Here is an 18,045-nt window from a genome sequence, read left to right as displayed (position 1 = left end):
CTGGCGTTTACCGGCAGGCCCTCACCCCCTGCCCCTCTCCCATCCGGGAGAGGGGTTCCCCGCGCCTCTTTCGGCCAGGGCATATTTCATGACACTCGCGATCGATCGCAACGATCCCGCCATCGCCGCCCATGCCGAGCTCTATCGGCGCGAAATCGCAGGCAAACGGCGACAGACCCTGCTCGGCGCCGCGATCTTCATCGCCTGCGTCGTCCTCGCCGCTATCGGCTCCGAGGTCGACCTTGCGAAATTCGCCGCCAACGCCTGGCGCTTCCCGAAATACATCCTCGAGACCATGCCGACGCTGCGCCTGGCGACGTTCGGCGCCGATCTCAAGGAATGGTACTGGGGTCTGAACGGCTGGCTGAAGCTGCTCTGGCAGACCCTGCTGATCGCCTATATCGGCACCGTGCTCGGCGCCGTCGGCGGCTTCCTGCTCTGCTTCACCGCCGCCAGCAATCTCGGCCGCTCGCCATGGCTGCGCTGGGGCACGCGCCGCTTCCTTGAATTCTGCCGCACCGTCCCCGAGATCGTCTTCGCCCTGATCTTCGTCATCGCCTTCGGCCTCGGCCCGCTGCCCGGCGTGCTCGCCATCGCCATCCACACCATGGGCGCGATGGGCAAGCTCTTCTCCGAGGTGGTCGAGAACATCGACATGAAGCCGGTCGACGGCCTGACCGCGACCGGCGCAGGCTGGTGGCAGACCATCCGCTTCGCCGTGGTGCCGCAGGTGTTGTCGAACTTCGCCAGCTACGCGCTGCTGCGCTTCGAGATCAATGTCCGCGGCGCTTCGATCATGGGCTTCGTCGGCGCCGGCGGCATCGGGCAGGATCTGATCGAGGCGATCCGCAAATTCTACTTCACCGATGTCAGCGCCATCCTCTTGCTGATCATCGTCACGGTGATGCTCATCGACTACGGCACCGAGCGCCTGCGCCATGCGCTGCTCAGCCTGGAGCACGGCAAATGACGCTCGCTCTCTCGCCTAGCGACCGCGCCGCGCTGATCGCCCGCCACAAGGCCGCGATCGCCGGCTCGCTGAAGACCAAGCTGATGACCATCGTCGTCGTCGGCGGCCTCGTCGGACTCTTCCTCTACGGGCTGACGACGCTCGAGACCTCGCTCTGGAAGATCATCGCCGGCTTCGCCAATCTCGGCACCTTCATCGCGCTGATGCTGCCGCCCGATCCCGGCTCGTTCGCCCGCGCCGTCATCTTCGTCAAGGCGCTGTTCGAGACGATCGCCATCGCCTTCCTCGGCACCATCATGGCGGCGATCCTCGCCTTCCCGCTCGGCTTCCTCGCCGCCAAGAACGTCGTCGCCAACCGCATCGTGCATTTCCTGGCACGGCGCTCGATGGACACCGTGCGCGGCGTCGATGCGCTGATTTGGGCGCTGATCTGGGTCAATGTCGTTGGCCTCGGCCCCTTCGCCGGCATGCTGGCGATCATGACCAGCGATCTCGGCGCCTTCGGCAAACTGTTCTCCGAGGCGATCGAATCCGCCGACCGCAAGCCCGTCGAGGGCGTCGCCTCGGTCGGCGGCGGCAAGCTGCATGAGATCCGCTTCGGCCTGATCCCGCAGGTGCTGCCCGTGATCGCCAGCCAGGTGCTCTACTACATCGAGTCGAACACCCGCTCCTCGACCATCATCGGCATCGTCGGGGCCGGCGGCATCGGCCTCTATCTCGCCGAGACCATCCGCACGCTCGAATGGCAGCAGGTCTCGTTCCTGATCCTGCTGATCCTGGCGGCGGTGACCGCGATCGACTTCCTCTCGAGCAAGCTGCGGTTCGCCATCATCGGCAAGCGGGCGATCTGAAACCCTCATTCGTCATGGCCGGCGCAATATGCCCCGGCCATGACGCGAGATTGCCAGCATGATCCGAAACCTGTGCGAATTCGCATAATCTCAAGGCTACATCACACATCGTGATGCGCCATCGCACATTCTATCTCATCGGCATCCAGACTTCGGAGCAAGCCGATGACCCCGATCGACCTCTACACCTACCAGACCCCGAACGGCCACAAGGCCTCGATCATGCTCGAGGAAGCCGGGCTGCCCTATGCCGTCACCGTCATCGACATCGAGGCGGGCGAGCAGCACCGGCCGAGCTTCCTGGCGCTCAACCCGAACAACAAGATCCCCGTCATCGTCGACCACGATCATGACCGGACGATCTTCGAGTCCGGCGCGATTCTGCTTTATCTCGCCGAGCGTTCCGGCGTGCTCCGGCCCAACGGCCCACCGGCGCTGAGCAAGACGCTGCAATGGAGCTTCTTCCAGGCGGCTCATATCGGGCCGATGATCGGCCAGCTCTGGCATTTCAAGGTCTTCGCCAAGGAGACGCTGCCCTACGCGATCGAGCGCTATGAGCGCGAGACCGCCCGCATCCTACGTGTCCTCGACGGCGAGCTGGCGCTGCGGCCCTATCTGGTCGAAGCCAGCTACGGCATCGCCGACATCATGGTCTGGCCCTGGATCAACGCTCTGCCGAAACTCGGCCTGAGCCTCGACGACACCCCTCATCTGCAGCGCTGGCACGAGACGATCGCCGCCCGCCCCGCCGTGCAGCGCGGCCTTGCCGTGCCGGCGCTCGCGCACGCCGACGCCTGAGCGCGTCACTCCCGACAGGATATTCGTCATGGATACCCTCTTCATCCCGCTGTCCCTCGCCGCCGGCGGTCTGCTGGCGGTGCAGGCCGGCGCCAATGCGCAATTGTCGAAGGCGACGGGAAGCCCCTTCGCCGCGACGACGATCCAGGTCGTGCTCGCCGCCCTCCTCCTGCTGATCGTCGCGATCGCAACCGGCACGGCGGCCGCCTTCGGAGGCCTGCAGGCCGTGCCCTGGTGGCATGCGATCGGCGGCGTCGCGACGGCGCTCTACGTCGCCTCGACCATCCTGGTCTTCCCGCGGCTCGGCGCGGTCGTCGCGGTCGGCCTTTTCATCGCCGGCCAGATGCTGGCCTCGCTCGGGCTCGACAGCTTCGGCGTGCTCGGCGTACTCCGGCAAGCGCCGAAGCCCGCGACGCTGATCGGCACGGCGGCCGTGCTCGTCGGTGTGGTGGCGATCGTCTTCGGCCAGAAGGCCGCGACCAAGGAGCTTTCCGGCTCGAAGCTCGGCTGGATGCTGCTCGCCCTCGTCGCCGGGGCGGTGCTGCCGATGCAGGGCGCGGTCAACGGGCTGCTGCGGCAGGATCTCGGCGCGCCCTTCGTCGTCGGCACGATCAGCTTCGCGGTCGCGACCCTGTCGATGATCGTCGTTCTCCTGGTGACGCTGCTGACGGGCGGCGCGAAACCGCAGCTCGGCGGCCTCAAGGCCATGCCCTGGTGGGGCTGGATCGGCGCGGTCTGCGGCGCGACCTATGTCACCACCGTGTTCGTCGCGATCCCTGCCATCGGCACCGCCGCGACCGTCGGCCTGACCGTCGCCGGCCAGCAGATCGTCTCGCTCTTCGTCGATCGTTACGGCTGGTTCCGCCTGCCTCGGCGCGAGATCTCGGCCCTGCGCTTGTCCGGCGTCGTCGTCCTGTTGCTCGGCGTCGCCGCGATCAAGGTCTTCTGACTCCTTGAGCTTCAGGACGGCGCCGATCCGACGCCGTCACCCCATTTCCACGGAGACATCCCATGTCCTGGCTGCTACTCACCGGAGCGGGCCTGCTCGAGATCGTCTGGGCGATCGCGCTGAAGCAGGCCGGCGGCTTCACCCGTTTCTGGCCGAGCCTGATCGGCATCGTCTCGGCGATCGTCAGCTTCGTCATGCTGTCGCTGGCGCTGAAGGAATTGCCGGTCGGGACCGCCTATGCGGTCTGGGTCGGCATCGGCGCGCTCGGTGTCGCCATCGCGGGCATCGTCGCCCTCGGCGAGAGCGCCTCGCCCGCGCGCCTTGGCCTGCTCGCGCTGATCCTGATCGGTGTGATCGGCCTCAAGCTGGTCGAGGCCTGATCCTCAGGCGGACGACGCGGCCTCGCCCTCCAACAAGGCGCGGCGCTTGCGGAAGGCGCCATAGGCAAAATCGGTGAAGGCGCGGACCCGCGCCGCGGCGCGCAGATCCTCATGGGTCAGGATCCACAAGGCCGTCTCCATCTCCGGCAGGGGACGGTGCACGCAAGCGAGGGCCGGGAGGCTGTCACCGAGATAGCAGGGCAGCGCGACCAGCCCGAGGCCCGCCACCGCCGCCTGCTGCATCGCCAGCAGCGAATCGGCCCGCAACGCGATATCGCTCTTCGGCAATTTCGCCTGCATCCAGCGCGCCACCGAGGTTCCCGCGAGCGTGTCGTCCGGCCCGATCCAGCGATGCTCGGCGAGGTCGGCATGATCGTAGCGCGCGAGATAGGCGGGCGCGGCGTAGATCGCGAAGGCGATCTTGCCGACCCGGCGCCCGACCAAGGTCACCGGCGGATTGTCGGCGGTGCGCAAGGCGACATCGGCATCGCGCTTGGTCAGGTTGAACATCAGGTTGGAGACCGCGACCTCCAGGGCGATGCCGGGATGGGCCTCGCCGAACTCGGCGAGGATCTCGGGCAGGATCGAGCCCATCAGCGTGTCTGTCGCGGTGATCCGCAGCGTGCCGGAGAGTCGCAGGTCCTGTCCGGCGATGCGGCGTTCGAGCTCGGTGACGGTGCCGGCGATACTGCGCGCCGCCGCGACCAGCTCCTCCCCGCCGGCCGTCACCACATAGCCGGTCGGCAAGCGCTCGAACAGGCGAAGGCCCAGTTGCTGCTCGAAGGCGGCGATGCGGCGGAGCACCGTCGAATGGTTGACGCGCAGTTCGCGCGCCGCGCCGGCGAGCGAGCCGGCTTCGGCCACGGCGAGGACATAGCGCAGATCATCCCATTCGAGCGCGGCCATGAGCCCCTCGCTAGAGGCTAGGCGTCAAGCGACACCGAGCGCCAGCAGGTCGTGGACGTGGACGAGGCCGACCGGCCTGTCGTCGGCATCGGCGACGATCAGCGCCGTGACGCGCAGACGGTTGACCATCTCCAAAGCTTCTGCCGTCAGCGCGTCCGGCGCAATCCTGCGCGGATCCCGGGTCATCACGTCGCGCGCCAGTCGCCCGCCCCAGCCAGAGCCGAGCTTGCGGCGGAGATCGCCATCGGTGACGACGCCGGTGAGCTTGCCGTCGGCATCGATCACGATGGCGCAGCCGAAGCCCTTGGCGGTGATCATCGAGACGACATCGGCCATCGCAGCGGTCTCGCCGACGACGGGCAGGCACTCGCCGGAATGCATGATGGTCGCGACGGTCTTGAGCTGCGCACCCAGCTTGCCGCCGGGGTGGTAGACGTAGAAGTCCTGCCGCGAAAAGCCGCGCGCCTCCAGCAAGGCGACCGCGAGCGCATCGCCGAGCGCCATCTGCATCGTCGTCGAGGTCGTCGGCGCGAGCCCGTTCGGGCAGGCCTCCTCGGCCTTGGGAAGGACGAGCGGGACATCGGCCTCGCGGCCGAGTGCGCTGTCGCGATTGGCGGTGATCGCGATCAGCCCGACGCGGAAACGGCGGGTGTAGCCGACGATCGCCGAGAGCTCGACCGCCTCGCCCGACCAGGACAGGGCGATGACGACGTCCTCGGGCTGGACCATGCCGAGATCGCCATGACTGGCCTCGGCCGGGTGGACGAAATGGGAGGGGGTCCCGGTCGAGGCGAGCGTCGCCGCGATCTTGCGGCCGACATGGCCGGACTTGCCCATGCCGGTGACGATGACGCGACCAGTGGCGGCGCGGATCATCTCGACGGCGGCGGCGAAAGGCTCGGCAAGGCCATTGCCGATCGCCTGGTGCAAGGCATCGAGCCCGGCGCGTTCGGTGGCGATGGTGCGGAGGGCGGAGGCGCTGATGGTCGCGGTCATGGAGCGCGCCTCTAGCACGGCGCAGGTCCGCCTGGCCACCGGCGCCGGCGCATTGACGGGGCATTAACCCTCTTCGTTCTAACTCCATTAACCATGCGCGCCGACCCGGCGCGGATAAGCCTTTGCCTCGCCGGAGCATCGTCGCGCCCGTGTCCCGTTTCGCCCAGATCTGCTGGCTGGCAGGCGTCGCAGGCTGCTGCGGCGTCGCCGGGCTGACGGCCTGGCCGGAGCAGGCCTCCGCGCAGACGCAGCCGGCGGATATGCCGGCACGCGCCCGGACGCCGGCCTTGCGGACCGGTACGCCGGACTATGTCGCGCAAAGGCCGAACCCGGCTCCGGGGACTGCGTCCGCGCTGCCGGATGGTGTCGACGATGCCGCCCCTGCCCCGCGCGGCCGCTCCAGCGCGATCTCAAACGGCCAGCCGACGCGCGCCAGCCAGCCGGTCCGGTCCTCGCGCCTTCGCGGCGTCACCCAGCGTGAGTTCCGCGCGCCACCGCAGACGGTATCCAACCTGCCGCCGGCGCCCCCGCCGGTACCCGAACCGCGCAAGCGCAAGCGGCAGGAGGAAGACCCCTACGCGCCGCTCGGCCTGCGGCTCGGCAATGTCATCCTGCGCCCGGCGATCACCGGCTCGGTCGGATACGACAGCAATCCCGAGCGCATTTCCGGGCCGAGCAAGGGCTCGCTGTTCACCCGCACCGAGGGCGAGCTCGGCGTCCAATCCGACTGGAACGTTCACGAGCTCACCGGCATGCTGCGCGGCGGCTACAGCCGCTATTATCGCAACGACAGCGCCTCGCGCCCGGACGCGGAAGGCAACATGTCCTTGCGCCTCGACGCGACGCGCGACACCCGCATCCTGCTCGAATCGCGCCTGCGGCTCGACACCCAGCGCCCGGGCTCACCCGACCTGACCTCCGCCGTGCAGGGCCGGCCGATCACCTGGAACTATGGCGCCGCGGCCGGCGTCACCCATGATTTCAACCGCTTGCAGGTGACCTTGCGTGGCGCAATCGACCGGCAGGACTACGAGGACGCCGAACTCGGCAATGGCCGCATCCTCAGCCAGGCCGACCGCAACCAGACGCAATACGGCCTGCGCCTGCGCGCCGCCTATGAGGTGACGCCAGGCTTCAAGCCCTTCGTCCAGGGCGAAATCGACACCCGCCAGTTCGACGAAAAGGTCGATTCCAGCGGCTATATGCGCTCCTCCGACGGCTATACGCTTCGCCTCGGCTCGACCTTCGAGATCAGCCGCATGCTCACCGGCGAGGTCTCCGGCGGCTATCAGGATCGCAAATACGAGGATGGCCGCCTGCGGAACCTGCGCGGCTTCGTCGGCGATGCCGCGATCCTGTGGACGCCGACGCCGCTGACCACGGTGACGCTGCGCGGCTCGGCCGAGCTCGGCGACACCACCATCCCCGGCTCGAGCGGCACGACGGCGCGCCGCGTCGGCCTCGAAGTGGCGCATGCGCTACGCCGCAACCTGACCGTCACCGGCTTCACCACCTTCGCCCGCACCGAATATGACGGCCAGGACCTGCGCGAGAACCTCTCCACCATCGGCGCCAGGATCGAATACAAGCTGACCCGGACCTTCGCGATCCGCGCCAGCTTCACCCATGAGCGGCTGAACTCGACCAACCAGGGCTCGGACTACACCGCGAACGTCGCGCAGGTCGGCTTGCGCGTGCAGTTCTGACGGCGACGGGCTCTCAGCTCTCGTATTTGTCCAGGAACGCCTCGACGCTCAGCGCCCGAAAGTCGTCGAGCGCCGTGCGCAGGGCGGCGTGCTCCCAATCCCACCAGGCCAGTGCCTTCAGCCGCTCGGCGATCTCCTCCGGGAAACGCCGGCGGATGATGCGGGCCGGGTTGCCGGCGACGATGGTGTAGTCGGGCACGTCCTTGGTCACGACCGCGCCGCCCGCGACGACCGCGCCAGTGCCGATGCTGCGCCCGGCGAGCACGATGGCGCCGTGGCCGATCCAGACATCATGGCCGATCGTGACGAGCATCGAGCGGCGCCAGTCGAAGAAGGCGGCCTCGTCCTGCGCATCCTCGAAATAGGCGCTGGCCCGATAGGTGAAATGCGCCTGGCTCGCCCGCTGCATCGGATGGTTGCCGGGGTTGATCCGGGTATGCGCCGCGATCGAGCAGAACTTGCCGATCGTCGTGTAGATGATGTTGGAGTCGTTCACGACATAGGAATAGTCGCCAAGCGTCGATTCCGCGAAGGCGGTGCGGGCGCCGATCTCGGTGTAGCGGCCGAGCACGGCGTCGCGGACGGTCGCGGTCGGGTCGATCACGGGTTCGAGCCCGAGCTTCTTGCCTGCCATGACGGGCCTTCCGTTGGGGATGAATCAGCCGAGCGGGATGCTGTCGAGCAGCACGAAGCGGCTGCTGCGGCTCTGCTGCTTGAAGATGGCGACGCGGTCGATCCGGACCGGGCCGGTCGGCAAGGCCTGCACATAAGCCTGCGCCAGTGCCGCCTTGACCGGAGCCACCTCTGCGTCCGGCAACGAGCCGGTCAGCGTCATGTGGAAGCGAAAGGCGTCACCGACATAAGGGTAGCCATAGGCCTCGAGATAGGCCCGGTGCGCCGGCGTCAGCGGGCTCTGCAGCCGGCGCGCCAGATCAGCCTGCGAGAGCGGGGCGCGGAACGGCTCGAAGGCCTGGACGATGTCGAAGGCAAAGCGCTGCAAATCCTCGCTCGGCTCGGACGGCGTCAGCGCGATGAAGCGGCCGAGCGCGTTGACCGAAAGCCCGGCGAGCCGGACCGGCGGGCGCCCGGCGACATAATTGCGGGCGAAGGCGCGCAAGGCGCCCTCATTGCGGCCATTGGCAAGCTCGAACGGAGCCTTCAACGTGGCGTGGAAGCCGTAGCGGCGCGGCTCGGCGGTGATCTCGGACCAGTCGAGACCTTCGCAACCGGGCGGAACCGCGAAGTCGATGTCCGCCCCGGTGACGGCGTCATAGCCCAGCGTCGCGCTGCCGAAGCGCCAGAGGGCGCTGTCGGCTGCGGGAGCGTAGTAGAGCGCGTAGCGCGGCGCAGGTTGGGTCATGCTGCGCTCAGAAGGCCCGGCGTCCCTGCGACCAGACGGTGGCGATTACCGGCGTCGGGCCCAGCGCCTTGAAGCGCACGAGATCGGCGCGCAGGCCGGGCTTGAGATGGCCGCGATCCTTCAGGCCGAGAATGTCGGCGACCTTCCAGGTGACCTTGGCCATCGCCGCCGGCAGGGTGATGCCGTGCTTGTCGTGGAGCTTGAGCACGGCCTGCAGCAGGCTCGCCGGAACATAATCGGAGGAGAGCCCGTCGAGCAGGTCCTTCTCGGCCAGTTCCGCCACCGAGACGCCGCCGGAATGCGAGCCGCCGCGCACGACATTGGGCGCGCCGGCGATGGTGGCTAGGCCGCGCTGCTTGGCGGCCTGCGCCGCCTCGACCGTGGTCGGGAATTCCGAGATCACCGCGCCCGAGGCGATGCCGGCCTCGACATGCTCGATCGTGGTGTCGTCATGGGTCGCGATCGGGATGCCGCGGGCCTGGAACATCTCGACGACGGCGCTCCAGTTGCGGCCGACATTGGCCGTCCCCTCGCGCTGGCGGACGCTGACATCCTCCTCGAACTCCGCTTCGGTCTTGCCGTTGCCGAGCGCGTAGGTGCGCAAGTGGGCGAGATCGCGCCATTGGCGCTGGCCGGGGGTGTGATCCATCAGCGAGACCAACTGGACCAGGGCATCGTCCTGATAGGGCTCGATATCCCTGAGCAGGTCCGGGCTGGTCAGTTCGCAGCGCATATGGATGCGGTGGTCGATGCGGAAGACGCCCTCGGCGCTGCCGAGCCTGAGCGCATCCATCACGTCGGCGAAGATGTCCTTGCGATAGTCCTTGGCCGAGAAGGGCGTGCCGGCGCAGATCGCGTCATAGACGGTGGTGACGCCGGCCGCCGCCATCTGCGCGTCATGGACCAGCGCCGCCGCGAGCCCGTTCGGCCAGAAGACCTTCGGGCGCGGCATGAAGTGCTTTTCCATGTTGTCGGTGTGCATCTCGACGAGGCCGGGCGCGACATAGTCGCCCTGGGCGTCGATCGCCTCCGGCAGGGAGGAACGGCCCTGGTCGACCGAATGGATGCCGCTCTCGTCGAAGGCGATGGTCCCCGTGACGACCTCGTCCTCGAGGATCAGGCGGGCATTGGTCAGGATGGTGGACATCAGGCGGCCTTCCGGAAATCGGTGATGTCGAGATAGCGGGTCGCGACAGCCTCTCGCACGGCTTCGTCATGGAAGATACCGACGATGGCGGAGCCCTGTTCGCGGGCCTCCGCGATCAGCCTGACCACGACATTGCGGTTGTTGGCGTCGAGCGAGGCGGTCGGCTCGTCGATCAGCATGATCGGCGAGGGATCGACGAAGGAGCGGGCGATGTTGACGCGCTGCTGCTCGCCGCCGGAGAAGGTTGCGGGAGCAAGGTCCCAGAGGCGCTGCGGCAGGTTGAGGCGGGCGAGCATGGCTTTCGCGCGTTCGCTGGCCTCCTCGGGCGTGGCGCCGCGAGCGAGCAGCGGGTCGCGGACGATGTCGAGCGCCGCGACGCGCGGGATGACCCGCAGGAACTGCGAGACGAAACCGAGCGTGCGGCGGCGGATGTCGAGCACGGTGCGCGGCACGGCCGAGACGATGTCGATCTGCCGGCCGCCATGGGTGATGGCGATGGTGCCGGAGGTCGGCCGGTAATTGCCGTAAAGGATGCGCAGCAGGCTGGATTTACCGGCGCCCGAAGCGCCTGCCAGCACAAGCGCCTCGCCGGCAGCGACCGAGAAGTTGACGTTGTCGAACACCGGCAGGCGCACGCCGCCCTGGTTGTGCAGGGTGAATTCCTTGGCGACGTTCTCGACGTGAATCATCGTGGTCATGATCGAGATGCCTTGCGGGTTCGGGGTGACGCGGTTGTGACGAAGGCTACACCGTCACGCTCGCCCTTGTGGCGAGCATCCATGTCTCGAACGCCGCTCTCGAAGAACGGAGACGCGGATGGTCGGGACAAGCCCGACCATGACGGGAGAGGTAGTGGCGAGAAGCTCATACCGTCAGCACCGCCGAGGTCAGAAGCTGTGTGTAGGCATGCTGGGGGTCGTCGAGGACCTGGTCGGTCAGGCCCTGCTCGACGACGCGGCCATCCTTCATCACCATCAAGCGATCGGTGAGCAGGCGGGCGACCGCGAGGTCGTGGGTGACGATGATCGCGGCGAGGCCGAGATCGCGCACCAGCACGCGCAGCAGGTCGAGCAGGCGGGCCTGGACGGAGACGTCGAGGCCGCCGGTCGGCTCGTCCATGAAGACCAGCTTCGGCTCGGAGACCAGCACGCGGGCGATCTGCAGGCGCTGCTGCATGCCGCCGGAGAACTGGCGCGGCCGGTCGTCGATGCGGCCCGCGGCGATCTCGACGCGCTGCAGCCAGTCGAGCGCGGTCTCGCGGATCCTGCCGTAATGCCGCGCGCCATTGTCCATCAGGCGTTCGCCGACATTGCCGCCGGCCGAGACGTCCATGCGCAGACCGTCGCGCGGGTTCTGGTGGACGATGCCCCAGGCAGTGCGCATCAGCCGGCGCCGCTCCTGCTCGGCGACCGAATAGATGTCGAGCGGTTCGACCCCGCCCCGGAACAGCACCTGCCCCTCGTCGGGCTTGTCGATGCCGGCAAGGCAGCGCAGCAGGGTCGACTTGCCCGAGCCGGATTCGCCGACGATCCCCAGCACCTCGCCCGGCCAGAGGTCGAAGGAGACCTCGGCACAGCCGATGCGCTCGCCATAGAAGCGAGCGACCCCGTCGACCGAGAGCAGCGGCACGGGATCGAGCCCGAGGTCTGGCGGCGCGACGTGGAGTGTCATTGGCTCTCTCCCAATGTTCCATTCGCCCCGTCACCCCGGGCGGAGCGGAGCGCAGACCCGCGATCCATTCCGGAGCGCTCATCGGATAGGGTCCGGACTGGGTCCCGGGTCTCCCGGAGCCTGTCTTCGGGCGAACCGAAGGTCGGACCCGATGGGTCGCCCGGGACGACGTGGGAGTTTGAAACCAAGCCACTCTCTGTGGCGTCACCCAGCATCGTTCCGCGATGGCCGTCGGCCCGCCGCGTCTCGCAATGGTGGCTGTCGGAGCAGACGAACATGCGCCCGCCCTGGTCGTCGATCACGACCTCGTCGAGATAGGAATCGGCCGCGCCGCAGAGCGCGCAGGGCTGCTCCCAGCTCTGGATGCGGAAGGGATGGTCGTCGAAATCGAGGCTGCGCACGCTGGTATGCGGCGGCACCGCATAGATGCGCTTCTCGCGCCCGGCGCCGAAGAGTTGCAGCGCCGGCGACATCTGCATCTTCGGATTGTCGAATTTCGGGATCGGCGACGGCGCCATCACGTAGCGGCCATTGACCATGACCGGGTAGTCGTAGGTGGTCGTCACCTCGCCGTAGCGGGCGATGTTCTCGTAGAGCTTGACCTGCATCAGCCCGTATTCGGCCCAGGCGTGCATCTTGCGCGTCTCGGTCTCGTGCGGCTCGAGCTTCCTGAGCGGCTCGGGCTGCGGCACCTGGTAGACCATGATCTGGCCGGCCTTCAGCGGCGCCTCCGGGATGCGGTGGCGGGTCTGGATGATCGTCGCCTCGTGCGTCGCCTCTGTGGTGCGCGCATCGGCGGTGCGCTCGAAGAAGCGGCGGATCGAGACGGCGTTGGTGGTATCGTCGGCGCCCTGGTCGATGACCTTGAGCGTATCGTCGGGCCCGATGATCGCAGCGGTGACCTGGATGCCGCCGGTGCCCCAGCCGCGGGCAAGCGGCATCTCGCGCGAGCCGAACGGCACCTGGTAGCCGGGAATCGCGACCGCCTTGAGCAGCGCGCGGCGGATCATCCGCTTGGTCTGCTCGTCGAGATAGGCGTAGTTGTAGGCCGGCCTGGTCTCGTCCGTGATGTTCTGGTGCACGGTCATTCCGCGGCCTCCCGCAGGGCTTTGCTCTGTTGCTCGGCAAGGCGCTGCTCGCGTTCCTTGCGGATGCGGCGGATCAGTTCGAGCTCGCCCTGGAAATCGACATAGTGCGGCAGCTTCAGGTGCTCGACGAAGCCGGCCGCCTCGACATTGTCGGAGTGGTAGAGGACGAACTCGTCCTGCTGGGCCGGATAGGTCGCCGCTTCGCCAAATTCGCGGCATTTGAGCGCCCTATCGACCAGCGACATCGACATCGCCTTGCGCTCGCTATGGCCGAAGGAGAGCCCGTAGCCGCGGGTGAACTGCGGCGGGACCTCCTTGGAGCCGGCGAACTGGTTGACCATCTGGCATTCGGTCAAGGTGATGTCGCCGAGATCGACGGCGAAGCCCAGCTCCTCCGGCACGAACTCGACGGCGACCTCGCCGACCCGGACCTCACCGACGAAGGGATGGCTGTTGCCGTAGCCGCGCTGCACGGAATAGCCGAGGCCGAGCAGGAAGCCCTCGTCGCCGCGGGCCATCGCCTGCAGGCGGACATCGCGGTCGGCCGGGAAGGTGACGGGCTCGCGGGTGAGATCGAAGGGCCGCGGATCGCCGGCGGGCGGGGCTTCCTCCTCCATCAGCCCCTCGGCGCCAAGGATATCCGGCACGCGCGGCATCGAGGCGTCGAGCGGCTGCGCGGCCGGACGGGCCTGCATCTCACTCGGCGCAGTCTCGTCCATCAGAGCGAAATCGAAGAGCCGGTGGGTGTAGTCATAGGTCGGGCCGAGCACCTGGCCGCCCGGCAGATCCTTGTAGGTCGCCGAGACGCGGCGACGGATCGCCATCCCGGCGGTATCGAGCGGCTCGGAGGAACCGAAGCGCGGCAGCGTGGTGCGATAGGCGCGCATCAGGAAGGCGGCCTCGATCGCATCGCCCTGCGCCTGCTTCAGCGCCAGCGCGGCTAGGTCGGGATCGTAGAGCGAGCCCTCGTTCATGACGCGACCGCAGGCGAGGCCCATCTGCTCGCGGATCTGCGCGACACTGAGTTCCGGCACGCTCTCGTCGCCGCGGCGTGCTTCGGCAACGAGATCATGGGTGGCGAGGATGGCGGCTTCGCCGCCCTTGACCGCGACATACATCAGCAAAGCTCCCGGCGGGGCATTCAGCGGGTCCCCACGATTTGCGTCGAGCGCGGCAGGCCGAGCACCTGCGCGCCATGGACCAGCAGAAGGTCGACACCGAGCGGGTAGAGCGCAGCGTTGTCTTCGACCTCGGCCCAGAAGCCGGGACGCAGCCCAGTCGGGGCGATGCTGCGCTGGCCGACAATGCCCGGGCCTTCGAGCCTGACAGCCTCGCCGCCTTCGAAGCCGACACACTGGACCAGCACCGTGGTCGAGCGATCGGGGAACTGATCGTCGCCGGCGTTGAAGGCAGAGAGCTTCGGCTCGACCGCAGCGCCGTCGACCACGGCGAAGGCGGCGCGGGCGGGATCCTCGACAAGGGCGGCGCCGCAATGGAAGCGCAGCCAGGCGCCGGCAGGGCCGTTGCGCAGCGCTGCCGGCAGCCAGATCGGCGTCTCGTAGTCGGCAAGCGTCAGCAGTGCGACGGCAGTCGCAGCTTTGAGCCCGGCGGGCGGCACGATCGCATCGCCAAGATCGCAGGCGAGGCCCGGCTCCGAGAGCGCTGCCAGCAGGGCACGGAAGGCACCTTGCGACTGGAAGACCGGGTCGGCGAACCCGGCGCCGATGAGGGTGTCGTTGGGAGCCATCAGCCGCCCCTGACCAGCGTGAAGAAATCGACCTTGGTGGCAGCGGCCTTGCGCGAGGCGAGCTCGCGGGCAGCCTGCTGCTTCTGGGCGAGGGCAAAGACGCCGCGCCGCAGCGGGCCGGTCTCGGCCTCACCCTGGAGGAGCGCGTCGGTGACAGCGGCGAGGCGCGCCTTACGGCCGTCTCGCCCCAGTGCGTAGGAAAAGCCCATCGCGCCGCTGTCGAGGCGGACGACGCAGCGCGTCACCGTGGCCTCGCCGAGGTTGAAGCGGCGGCCGGCGCCGCCGGCGCGGCCCTCGACCATGACGGTGCCGGTCTGCGGCGCCTTGAGCAGCTCGTGCGTCGGCAGCGGGCCCGCCTGCTGCAGCAAGGCGTCGATCTCGCCTTGCGTCGCACGGGCCAGCACTGCCATCCAATGCTGGCGTGTCGCGATGTCCGTCATACCGTGTCGGCCTCTCGCCAAGGTCTAATGTCTAGACTAAGATAAGCGTGTCGTTGGAAAAGGTCTATACATTTTGGATGAAATTTTGATGACGCCGAGCTTGCTGGACAATCAGGGCGGCGATGGCGGCACAGCCTGGCGGCGGATCGCCGATGCGCTGGCGGCCTCGATCGAGCAAGGCGAATACGAGCCCGGCGATACGCTGCCGGCGGCGATCGTGCTCGCCGAGCAATACGGTGTGCACCGGCACACGGTACGACAGGCCTTTCGGCATCTGGCGGAACAGGGGCTGGTCACGGTATCGCGCGGACGCGGCACGCAGGTCAGTTCCCGGCGCGTGCCCTATCCGCTCGGCCGGCGCGTCAGTATGCGCGCCAATCTCGGACGGATCGGCATGATCGGCTCCAGCCGCATGCTCTCGGCGGAGGTGGTGGCGGGTGATCCGGAGATTTGCGAGGCACTGGCACTCGAGCCGGGAACGCCGCTATGGCGGTGCGAAGGGCTCAGCCTCGCCGACGGCACGCCGATGGGGACCGGGACGCATTGGCTCGCGGTCGCGCGGTTTCCGGGCTTCGACACGGTCTATCGCGATGCGGAAGCGTCGATCACGGCGGCGTTCAAGGCCTATGGCATCCTTGACTATGTGCGCCGCTCGACCCGGTTGACGGCAAGGCTCGCCACGGAGCGCGAGGCGGCGTTGCTGCGGATCGAGCCCGGTGCGGCGGTGCTGGTCTCGCTGGCCGTCGACGCGCTGCCCGACCTGACGCCGATCCACATCGTCAACAGCGTCTTCGCCGGCGAGCGGATGGAGATGGTGGTCGAGCCCTTCGGGGACTAACGCTCGCGCTCCGCTCAGCCGCGTTCGTAGAGCAGCCGGGCGCGGATCGTGCCGTCGAGCGCCCGGATCTCCTCGATGATCTCGCGCGCGACCTCGCCGACCGGATCGGCCTCCATCACGACATAGCCGATCTCGCCGTCGGTCTGGAAATTCTGGGCCGCGATGTTGATGTTGCGGCTGGCGAAGACGTCGTTGAGGCGGCGCAGCATGCCCGGCGCATTGCGCTGGACCTGGATGAAGCGGGTGCCGGCCGGGCGCGCCGGCAGTTGCACCTGCGGGAAATTGACCGCGCCGACAGTCGAGCCGACATCGGAATAGTCGACCAGCTTGCGTGCCACCTCGGCGCCGATGCGCTCCTGCGCCTCTTCCGTCGAGCCGCCGACATGCGGGGTCAGGATGACGTTGGACAAGCCTTGCAGCGGAGTGACGAAGCGCTCGCTGTTGGAGGCCGGCTCCTTCGGGAAGACATCGACCGCCGCGCCTGCGAGCGCGCCGCTGCGCAGCGCTTCGGCGAGAGCATCGAGATCGACCACCGTGCCGCGCGAGTTGTTGATGAGATAGGCGCCCTGCTTCATCGCCGCGATCTCGGCCTTGCCGATCATGTTGTGCGTGGCGGGCGTTTCCGGGACATGCAGCGAGACGACGTCGCTGTTTGCGAGCAGGGCTTTCAGGCTTTCGACCGGCTCGGTATTGCCATGGCGCAGGCGGTCGGTGTGATCGTAATAGATCACGCGCATGCCCATCGCCTCGGCGATGTTGGAGAGTTGGCTGCCGATATTGCCGTAGCCGACGATGCCGAGAACCTTGCCGCGGACCTCGAAGGAGCCGTTGGCCGACTTGTCCCAGCCGCCCTCATGTGCCGAGCGGGAGCGGTCGGGTATCCGGCGCAGCAGCATGACGATCTCGCCGATGGTCAGTTCGGCGACGCTGCGGGTGTTGGAGAAGGGCGCGTTGAAGACCGGGACGCCGCGCAGGCGGGCGGCGTCGAGATCGACCTGGTTGGTGCCGACCGAGAAGCAGCCGACGGCGAAGAGGCGTTTGGCGGCGGCGAAGACCGGCTCGGTCAGCTGGGTGCGCGAGCGGATGCCGAGGATGTGCGTCTTCTCGATCGCTTCGATCAGCTGGGCCTCATCGAGCGCCTTCGGCAGGCGGGTGAGGTTGGTGTAGCCGGCCTGCTGCAAGGCAGCGACGGCGGAATCGTTGATTCCCTCGAGCAGGAGGACGCGGAGGCGGTCCTTCGGAAAGGAAAGCCGGTCGGTGGGAAGGTTCATGGTGCGCTCGACGGTCCAGCGATGCGCCCGCTCGCCTGGTCGGGCGGAAGGCGCCGGAGCGCCCGCTATAGACCTGTTGTCGCAGCGCACAACCGCAAAGTTGTCGCGCCCGGCCGAGCTAAATTGCCGAAAGGTGCTGCTGCGGCAGCAGGAAAGGCTGGCCGGCCGGCGGCAGACGGCTGAAGGAAAGCGAGACGCGGAAGACGCCACGCAGCAGGTTGTCGTCGAGGATGGTCGCAGGCTCGCCCTGTGCGACGATCGCGCCCTCATGCATCACCACCAGCCGGTCGGCATAGGTCACGGCGAGGTTGAGATCATGCAGCACGACCAGCACGGCCGCACCTTGCGCCGCGATGCTGCGGGCGGCGTCGAGCAGCGAGAGCTGATGGCAGAGGTCGAGGCTGGCGATCGGCTCGTCGAGGAAGAGGATCTGGCGCTGCGCGACGCTGCGGCCCGCTTCGAGCTGGCAGAGCGCCCTGGCGAACTGGACGCGCTGCTGCTCGCCGCCTGAGAGGGTCTGATACTGGCGACCGGCGAGACCGATCACGCCGGCGATCTCCAGCGCCTGGGCGATGATCTCAGCCTTGCGGCCACGCGATTGGGCCCGGCCGACACCTTCCAGCCCCAGCCGCGCAACCTCATAGACGCTGAACGGAAAGGCGAGACGCTGGTTCTGCACCATCACGGCGCGTCGGCAGGCGAGTTCCCAGGCCGGGATCTGCGGCAGCGCCGCACCGTCCATGCGGACCGTGCCCTGCGAGGGAGCGAGCTCGCCGGTCAGCAGCTTGAGCAGCGTCGACTTGCCGGCACCGTTGGGGCCGACGACGATCGTCGTCGCCCCCTCCTCCAGCGCGAGCGAGGCGCCGCGCACCAGGGAGCTGCCGCGGACCGAGAAGCTGAGATTCTCCGCTGCGAGGATCGCCATGC

At 68.0% G+C, this 18,045-nt stretch carries 19 protein-coding genes and 1 pseudogene; 7 read left to right on the top strand and 13 right to left on the bottom strand.

What is annotated here, in order from left to right:
- The first annotated feature begins 88 nt into the window (after window positions 1-88).
- From phnE (V7S63_RS19915) to V7S63_RS19895, 5 genes are all read left to right on the top strand, one after another.
- Entirely contained in the window at window positions 89-970 is an 882-nt protein-coding gene (phnE, locus tag V7S63_RS19915; RefSeq protein ID WP_336531479.1) for a phosphonate ABC transporter, permease protein PhnE, read from the top strand.
- Window positions 967-1,821, top strand: a complete 855-nt coding sequence (gene phnE, locus V7S63_RS19910; protein WP_336531478.1) for a phosphonate ABC transporter, permease protein PhnE — start codon at window positions 967-969, stop codon at window positions 1,819-1,821. The genes phnE (V7S63_RS19915) and phnE (V7S63_RS19910) overlap by 4 nt, the downstream gene beginning before the upstream one ends.
- A 165-nt stretch (window positions 1,822-1,986) precedes the next feature.
- Window positions 1,987-2,619, top strand: a complete 633-nt coding sequence (locus V7S63_RS19905) for a glutathione S-transferase family protein (RefSeq protein WP_336531477.1) — start codon at window positions 1,987-1,989, stop codon at window positions 2,617-2,619.
- Between the two features lie 28 nt (window positions 2,620-2,647).
- A complete protein-coding gene (locus V7S63_RS19900; protein ID WP_336531476.1) occupies window positions 2,648-3,568 on the top strand; it encodes a DMT family transporter in 921 nt (306 codons plus the stop codon).
- A gap of 62 nt (window positions 3,569-3,630) precedes the next feature.
- Window positions 3,631-3,948 (top strand): DMT family transporter, encoded by a 318-nt coding sequence (locus tag V7S63_RS19895; RefSeq protein WP_336531475.1) that lies wholly within the window; start codon window positions 3,631-3,633, stop codon window positions 3,946-3,948.
- Window positions 3,949-3,951: 3 nt separating this feature from the next.
- Here the strand turns inward: V7S63_RS19895 and V7S63_RS19890 are convergent, their stop codons facing one another.
- Both V7S63_RS19890 and V7S63_RS19885 read right to left on the bottom strand, forming a co-directional pair.
- Window positions 3,952-4,854 carry a LysR family transcriptional regulator gene (locus V7S63_RS19890; RefSeq protein ID WP_336531474.1) on the bottom strand — a complete coding sequence of 301 codons (903 nt, stop codon included), beginning with the start codon at window positions 4,852-4,854 and terminating at the stop codon, window positions 3,952-3,954.
- A gap of 24 nt (window positions 4,855-4,878) precedes the next feature.
- The gene (locus V7S63_RS19885; RefSeq protein WP_336531473.1) at window positions 4,879-5,850 is read right to left on the bottom strand and encodes a KpsF/GutQ family sugar-phosphate isomerase; all 972 of its coding nucleotides are present in this window, start codon (window positions 5,848-5,850) and stop codon (window positions 4,879-4,881) included.
- Window positions 5,851-5,999: 149 nt separating this feature from the next.
- Here V7S63_RS19885 and V7S63_RS19880 point away from each other — a divergent pair, with 149 nt between their 5' ends.
- Window positions 6,000-7,556 carry an outer membrane beta-barrel protein gene (locus tag V7S63_RS19880; protein ID WP_336531472.1) on the top strand — a complete coding sequence of 519 codons (1,557 nt, stop codon included), beginning with the start codon at window positions 6,000-6,002 and terminating at the stop codon, window positions 7,554-7,556.
- A gap of 13 nt (window positions 7,557-7,569) precedes the next feature.
- Here the strand turns inward: V7S63_RS19880 and V7S63_RS19875 are convergent, their stop codons facing one another.
- The 9 genes and pseudogenes from V7S63_RS19875 to phnG form a co-directional block, all read right to left on the bottom strand.
- Window positions 7,570-8,190: an LbetaH domain-containing protein gene (locus tag V7S63_RS19875; protein WP_336531471.1), complete on the bottom strand. Its 621-nt coding sequence runs from the start codon at window positions 8,188-8,190 to the stop codon at window positions 7,570-7,572.
- A 24-nt stretch (window positions 8,191-8,214) separates the two neighbouring features.
- Window positions 8,215-8,916, bottom strand: coding sequence for a DUF1045 domain-containing protein (locus V7S63_RS19870; RefSeq protein WP_336531470.1), 702 nt, complete (start codon window positions 8,914-8,916; stop codon window positions 8,215-8,217).
- Window positions 8,917-8,923: 7 nt separating this feature from the next.
- A complete protein-coding gene (locus tag V7S63_RS19865; RefSeq protein ID WP_336531469.1) occupies window positions 8,924-10,063 on the bottom strand; it encodes an alpha-D-ribose 1-methylphosphonate 5-triphosphate diphosphatase in 1,140 nt (379 codons plus the stop codon).
- Window positions 10,063-10,761 carry a phosphonate C-P lyase system protein PhnL gene (phnL, locus tag V7S63_RS19860; RefSeq protein WP_336531468.1) on the bottom strand — a complete coding sequence of 233 codons (699 nt, stop codon included), beginning with the start codon at window positions 10,759-10,761 and terminating at the stop codon, window positions 10,063-10,065. The genes V7S63_RS19865 and phnL overlap by 1 nt, the downstream gene beginning before the upstream one ends.
- 166 nt (window positions 10,762-10,927) lie before the next feature.
- Window positions 10,928-11,734 carry a phosphonate C-P lyase system protein PhnK gene (gene phnK, locus V7S63_RS19855; RefSeq protein ID WP_336531467.1) on the bottom strand — a complete coding sequence of 269 codons (807 nt, stop codon included), beginning with the start codon at window positions 11,732-11,734 and terminating at the stop codon, window positions 10,928-10,930.
- Window positions 11,735-11,952: 218 nt separating this feature from the next.
- Window positions 11,953-12,822 (bottom strand): annotated as a pseudogene (locus V7S63_RS19850) (alpha-D-ribose 1-methylphosphonate 5-phosphate C-P-lyase PhnJ); the annotation flags it as partial.
- Window positions 12,819-13,940, bottom strand: a complete 1,122-nt coding sequence (locus V7S63_RS19845) for a carbon-phosphorus lyase complex subunit (RefSeq protein WP_336531466.1) — start codon at window positions 13,938-13,940, stop codon at window positions 12,819-12,821. The pseudogene V7S63_RS19850 and the gene V7S63_RS19845, both read right to left, overlap by 4 nt.
- Window positions 13,941-13,963: 23 nt before the next feature.
- Complete coding sequence (gene phnH, locus V7S63_RS19840) at window positions 13,964-14,569, bottom strand: phosphonate C-P lyase system protein PhnH (protein WP_336531465.1); 606 nt, start codon at window positions 14,567-14,569, stop codon at window positions 13,964-13,966.
- A complete protein-coding gene (gene phnG / locus V7S63_RS19835; RefSeq protein WP_336531464.1) occupies window positions 14,569-15,009 on the bottom strand; it encodes a phosphonate C-P lyase system protein PhnG in 441 nt (146 codons plus the stop codon). The genes phnH and phnG overlap by 1 nt, the downstream gene beginning before the upstream one ends.
- Window positions 15,010-15,097: 88 nt before the next feature.
- Between phnG and phnF the strand changes: the two genes are divergently transcribed.
- Window positions 15,098-15,847 carry a phosphonate metabolism transcriptional regulator PhnF gene (phnF, locus tag V7S63_RS19830; RefSeq protein ID WP_336531463.1) on the top strand — a complete coding sequence of 250 codons (750 nt, stop codon included), beginning with the start codon at window positions 15,098-15,100 and terminating at the stop codon, window positions 15,845-15,847.
- Between the two features lie 14 nt (window positions 15,848-15,861).
- Here phnF and serA read toward each other — a convergent pair whose 3' ends face one another.
- Window positions 15,862-17,118 carry a phosphoglycerate dehydrogenase gene (serA, locus tag V7S63_RS19825; RefSeq protein ID WP_091832731.1) on the bottom strand — a complete coding sequence of 419 codons (1,257 nt, stop codon included), beginning with the start codon at window positions 17,116-17,118 and terminating at the stop codon, window positions 15,862-15,864.
- Between the two features lie 118 nt (window positions 17,119-17,236).
- A complete protein-coding gene (locus V7S63_RS19820; RefSeq protein ID WP_336531462.1) occupies window positions 17,237-18,043 on the bottom strand; it encodes a heme ABC transporter ATP-binding protein in 807 nt (268 codons plus the stop codon).
- Between the last annotated feature and the right edge of the window lie 2 nt (window positions 18,044-18,045).

Source organism: Allobosea sp. CCNWLY174 (assembly GCF_037120455.1).
Lineage (GTDB): Bacteria > Pseudomonadota > Alphaproteobacteria > Rhizobiales > Beijerinckiaceae > Allobosea > Allobosea lupini.
Note: the sequence above shows the minus strand (reverse complement) of the source record. Positions and strands in the feature narration are given on the sequence as shown.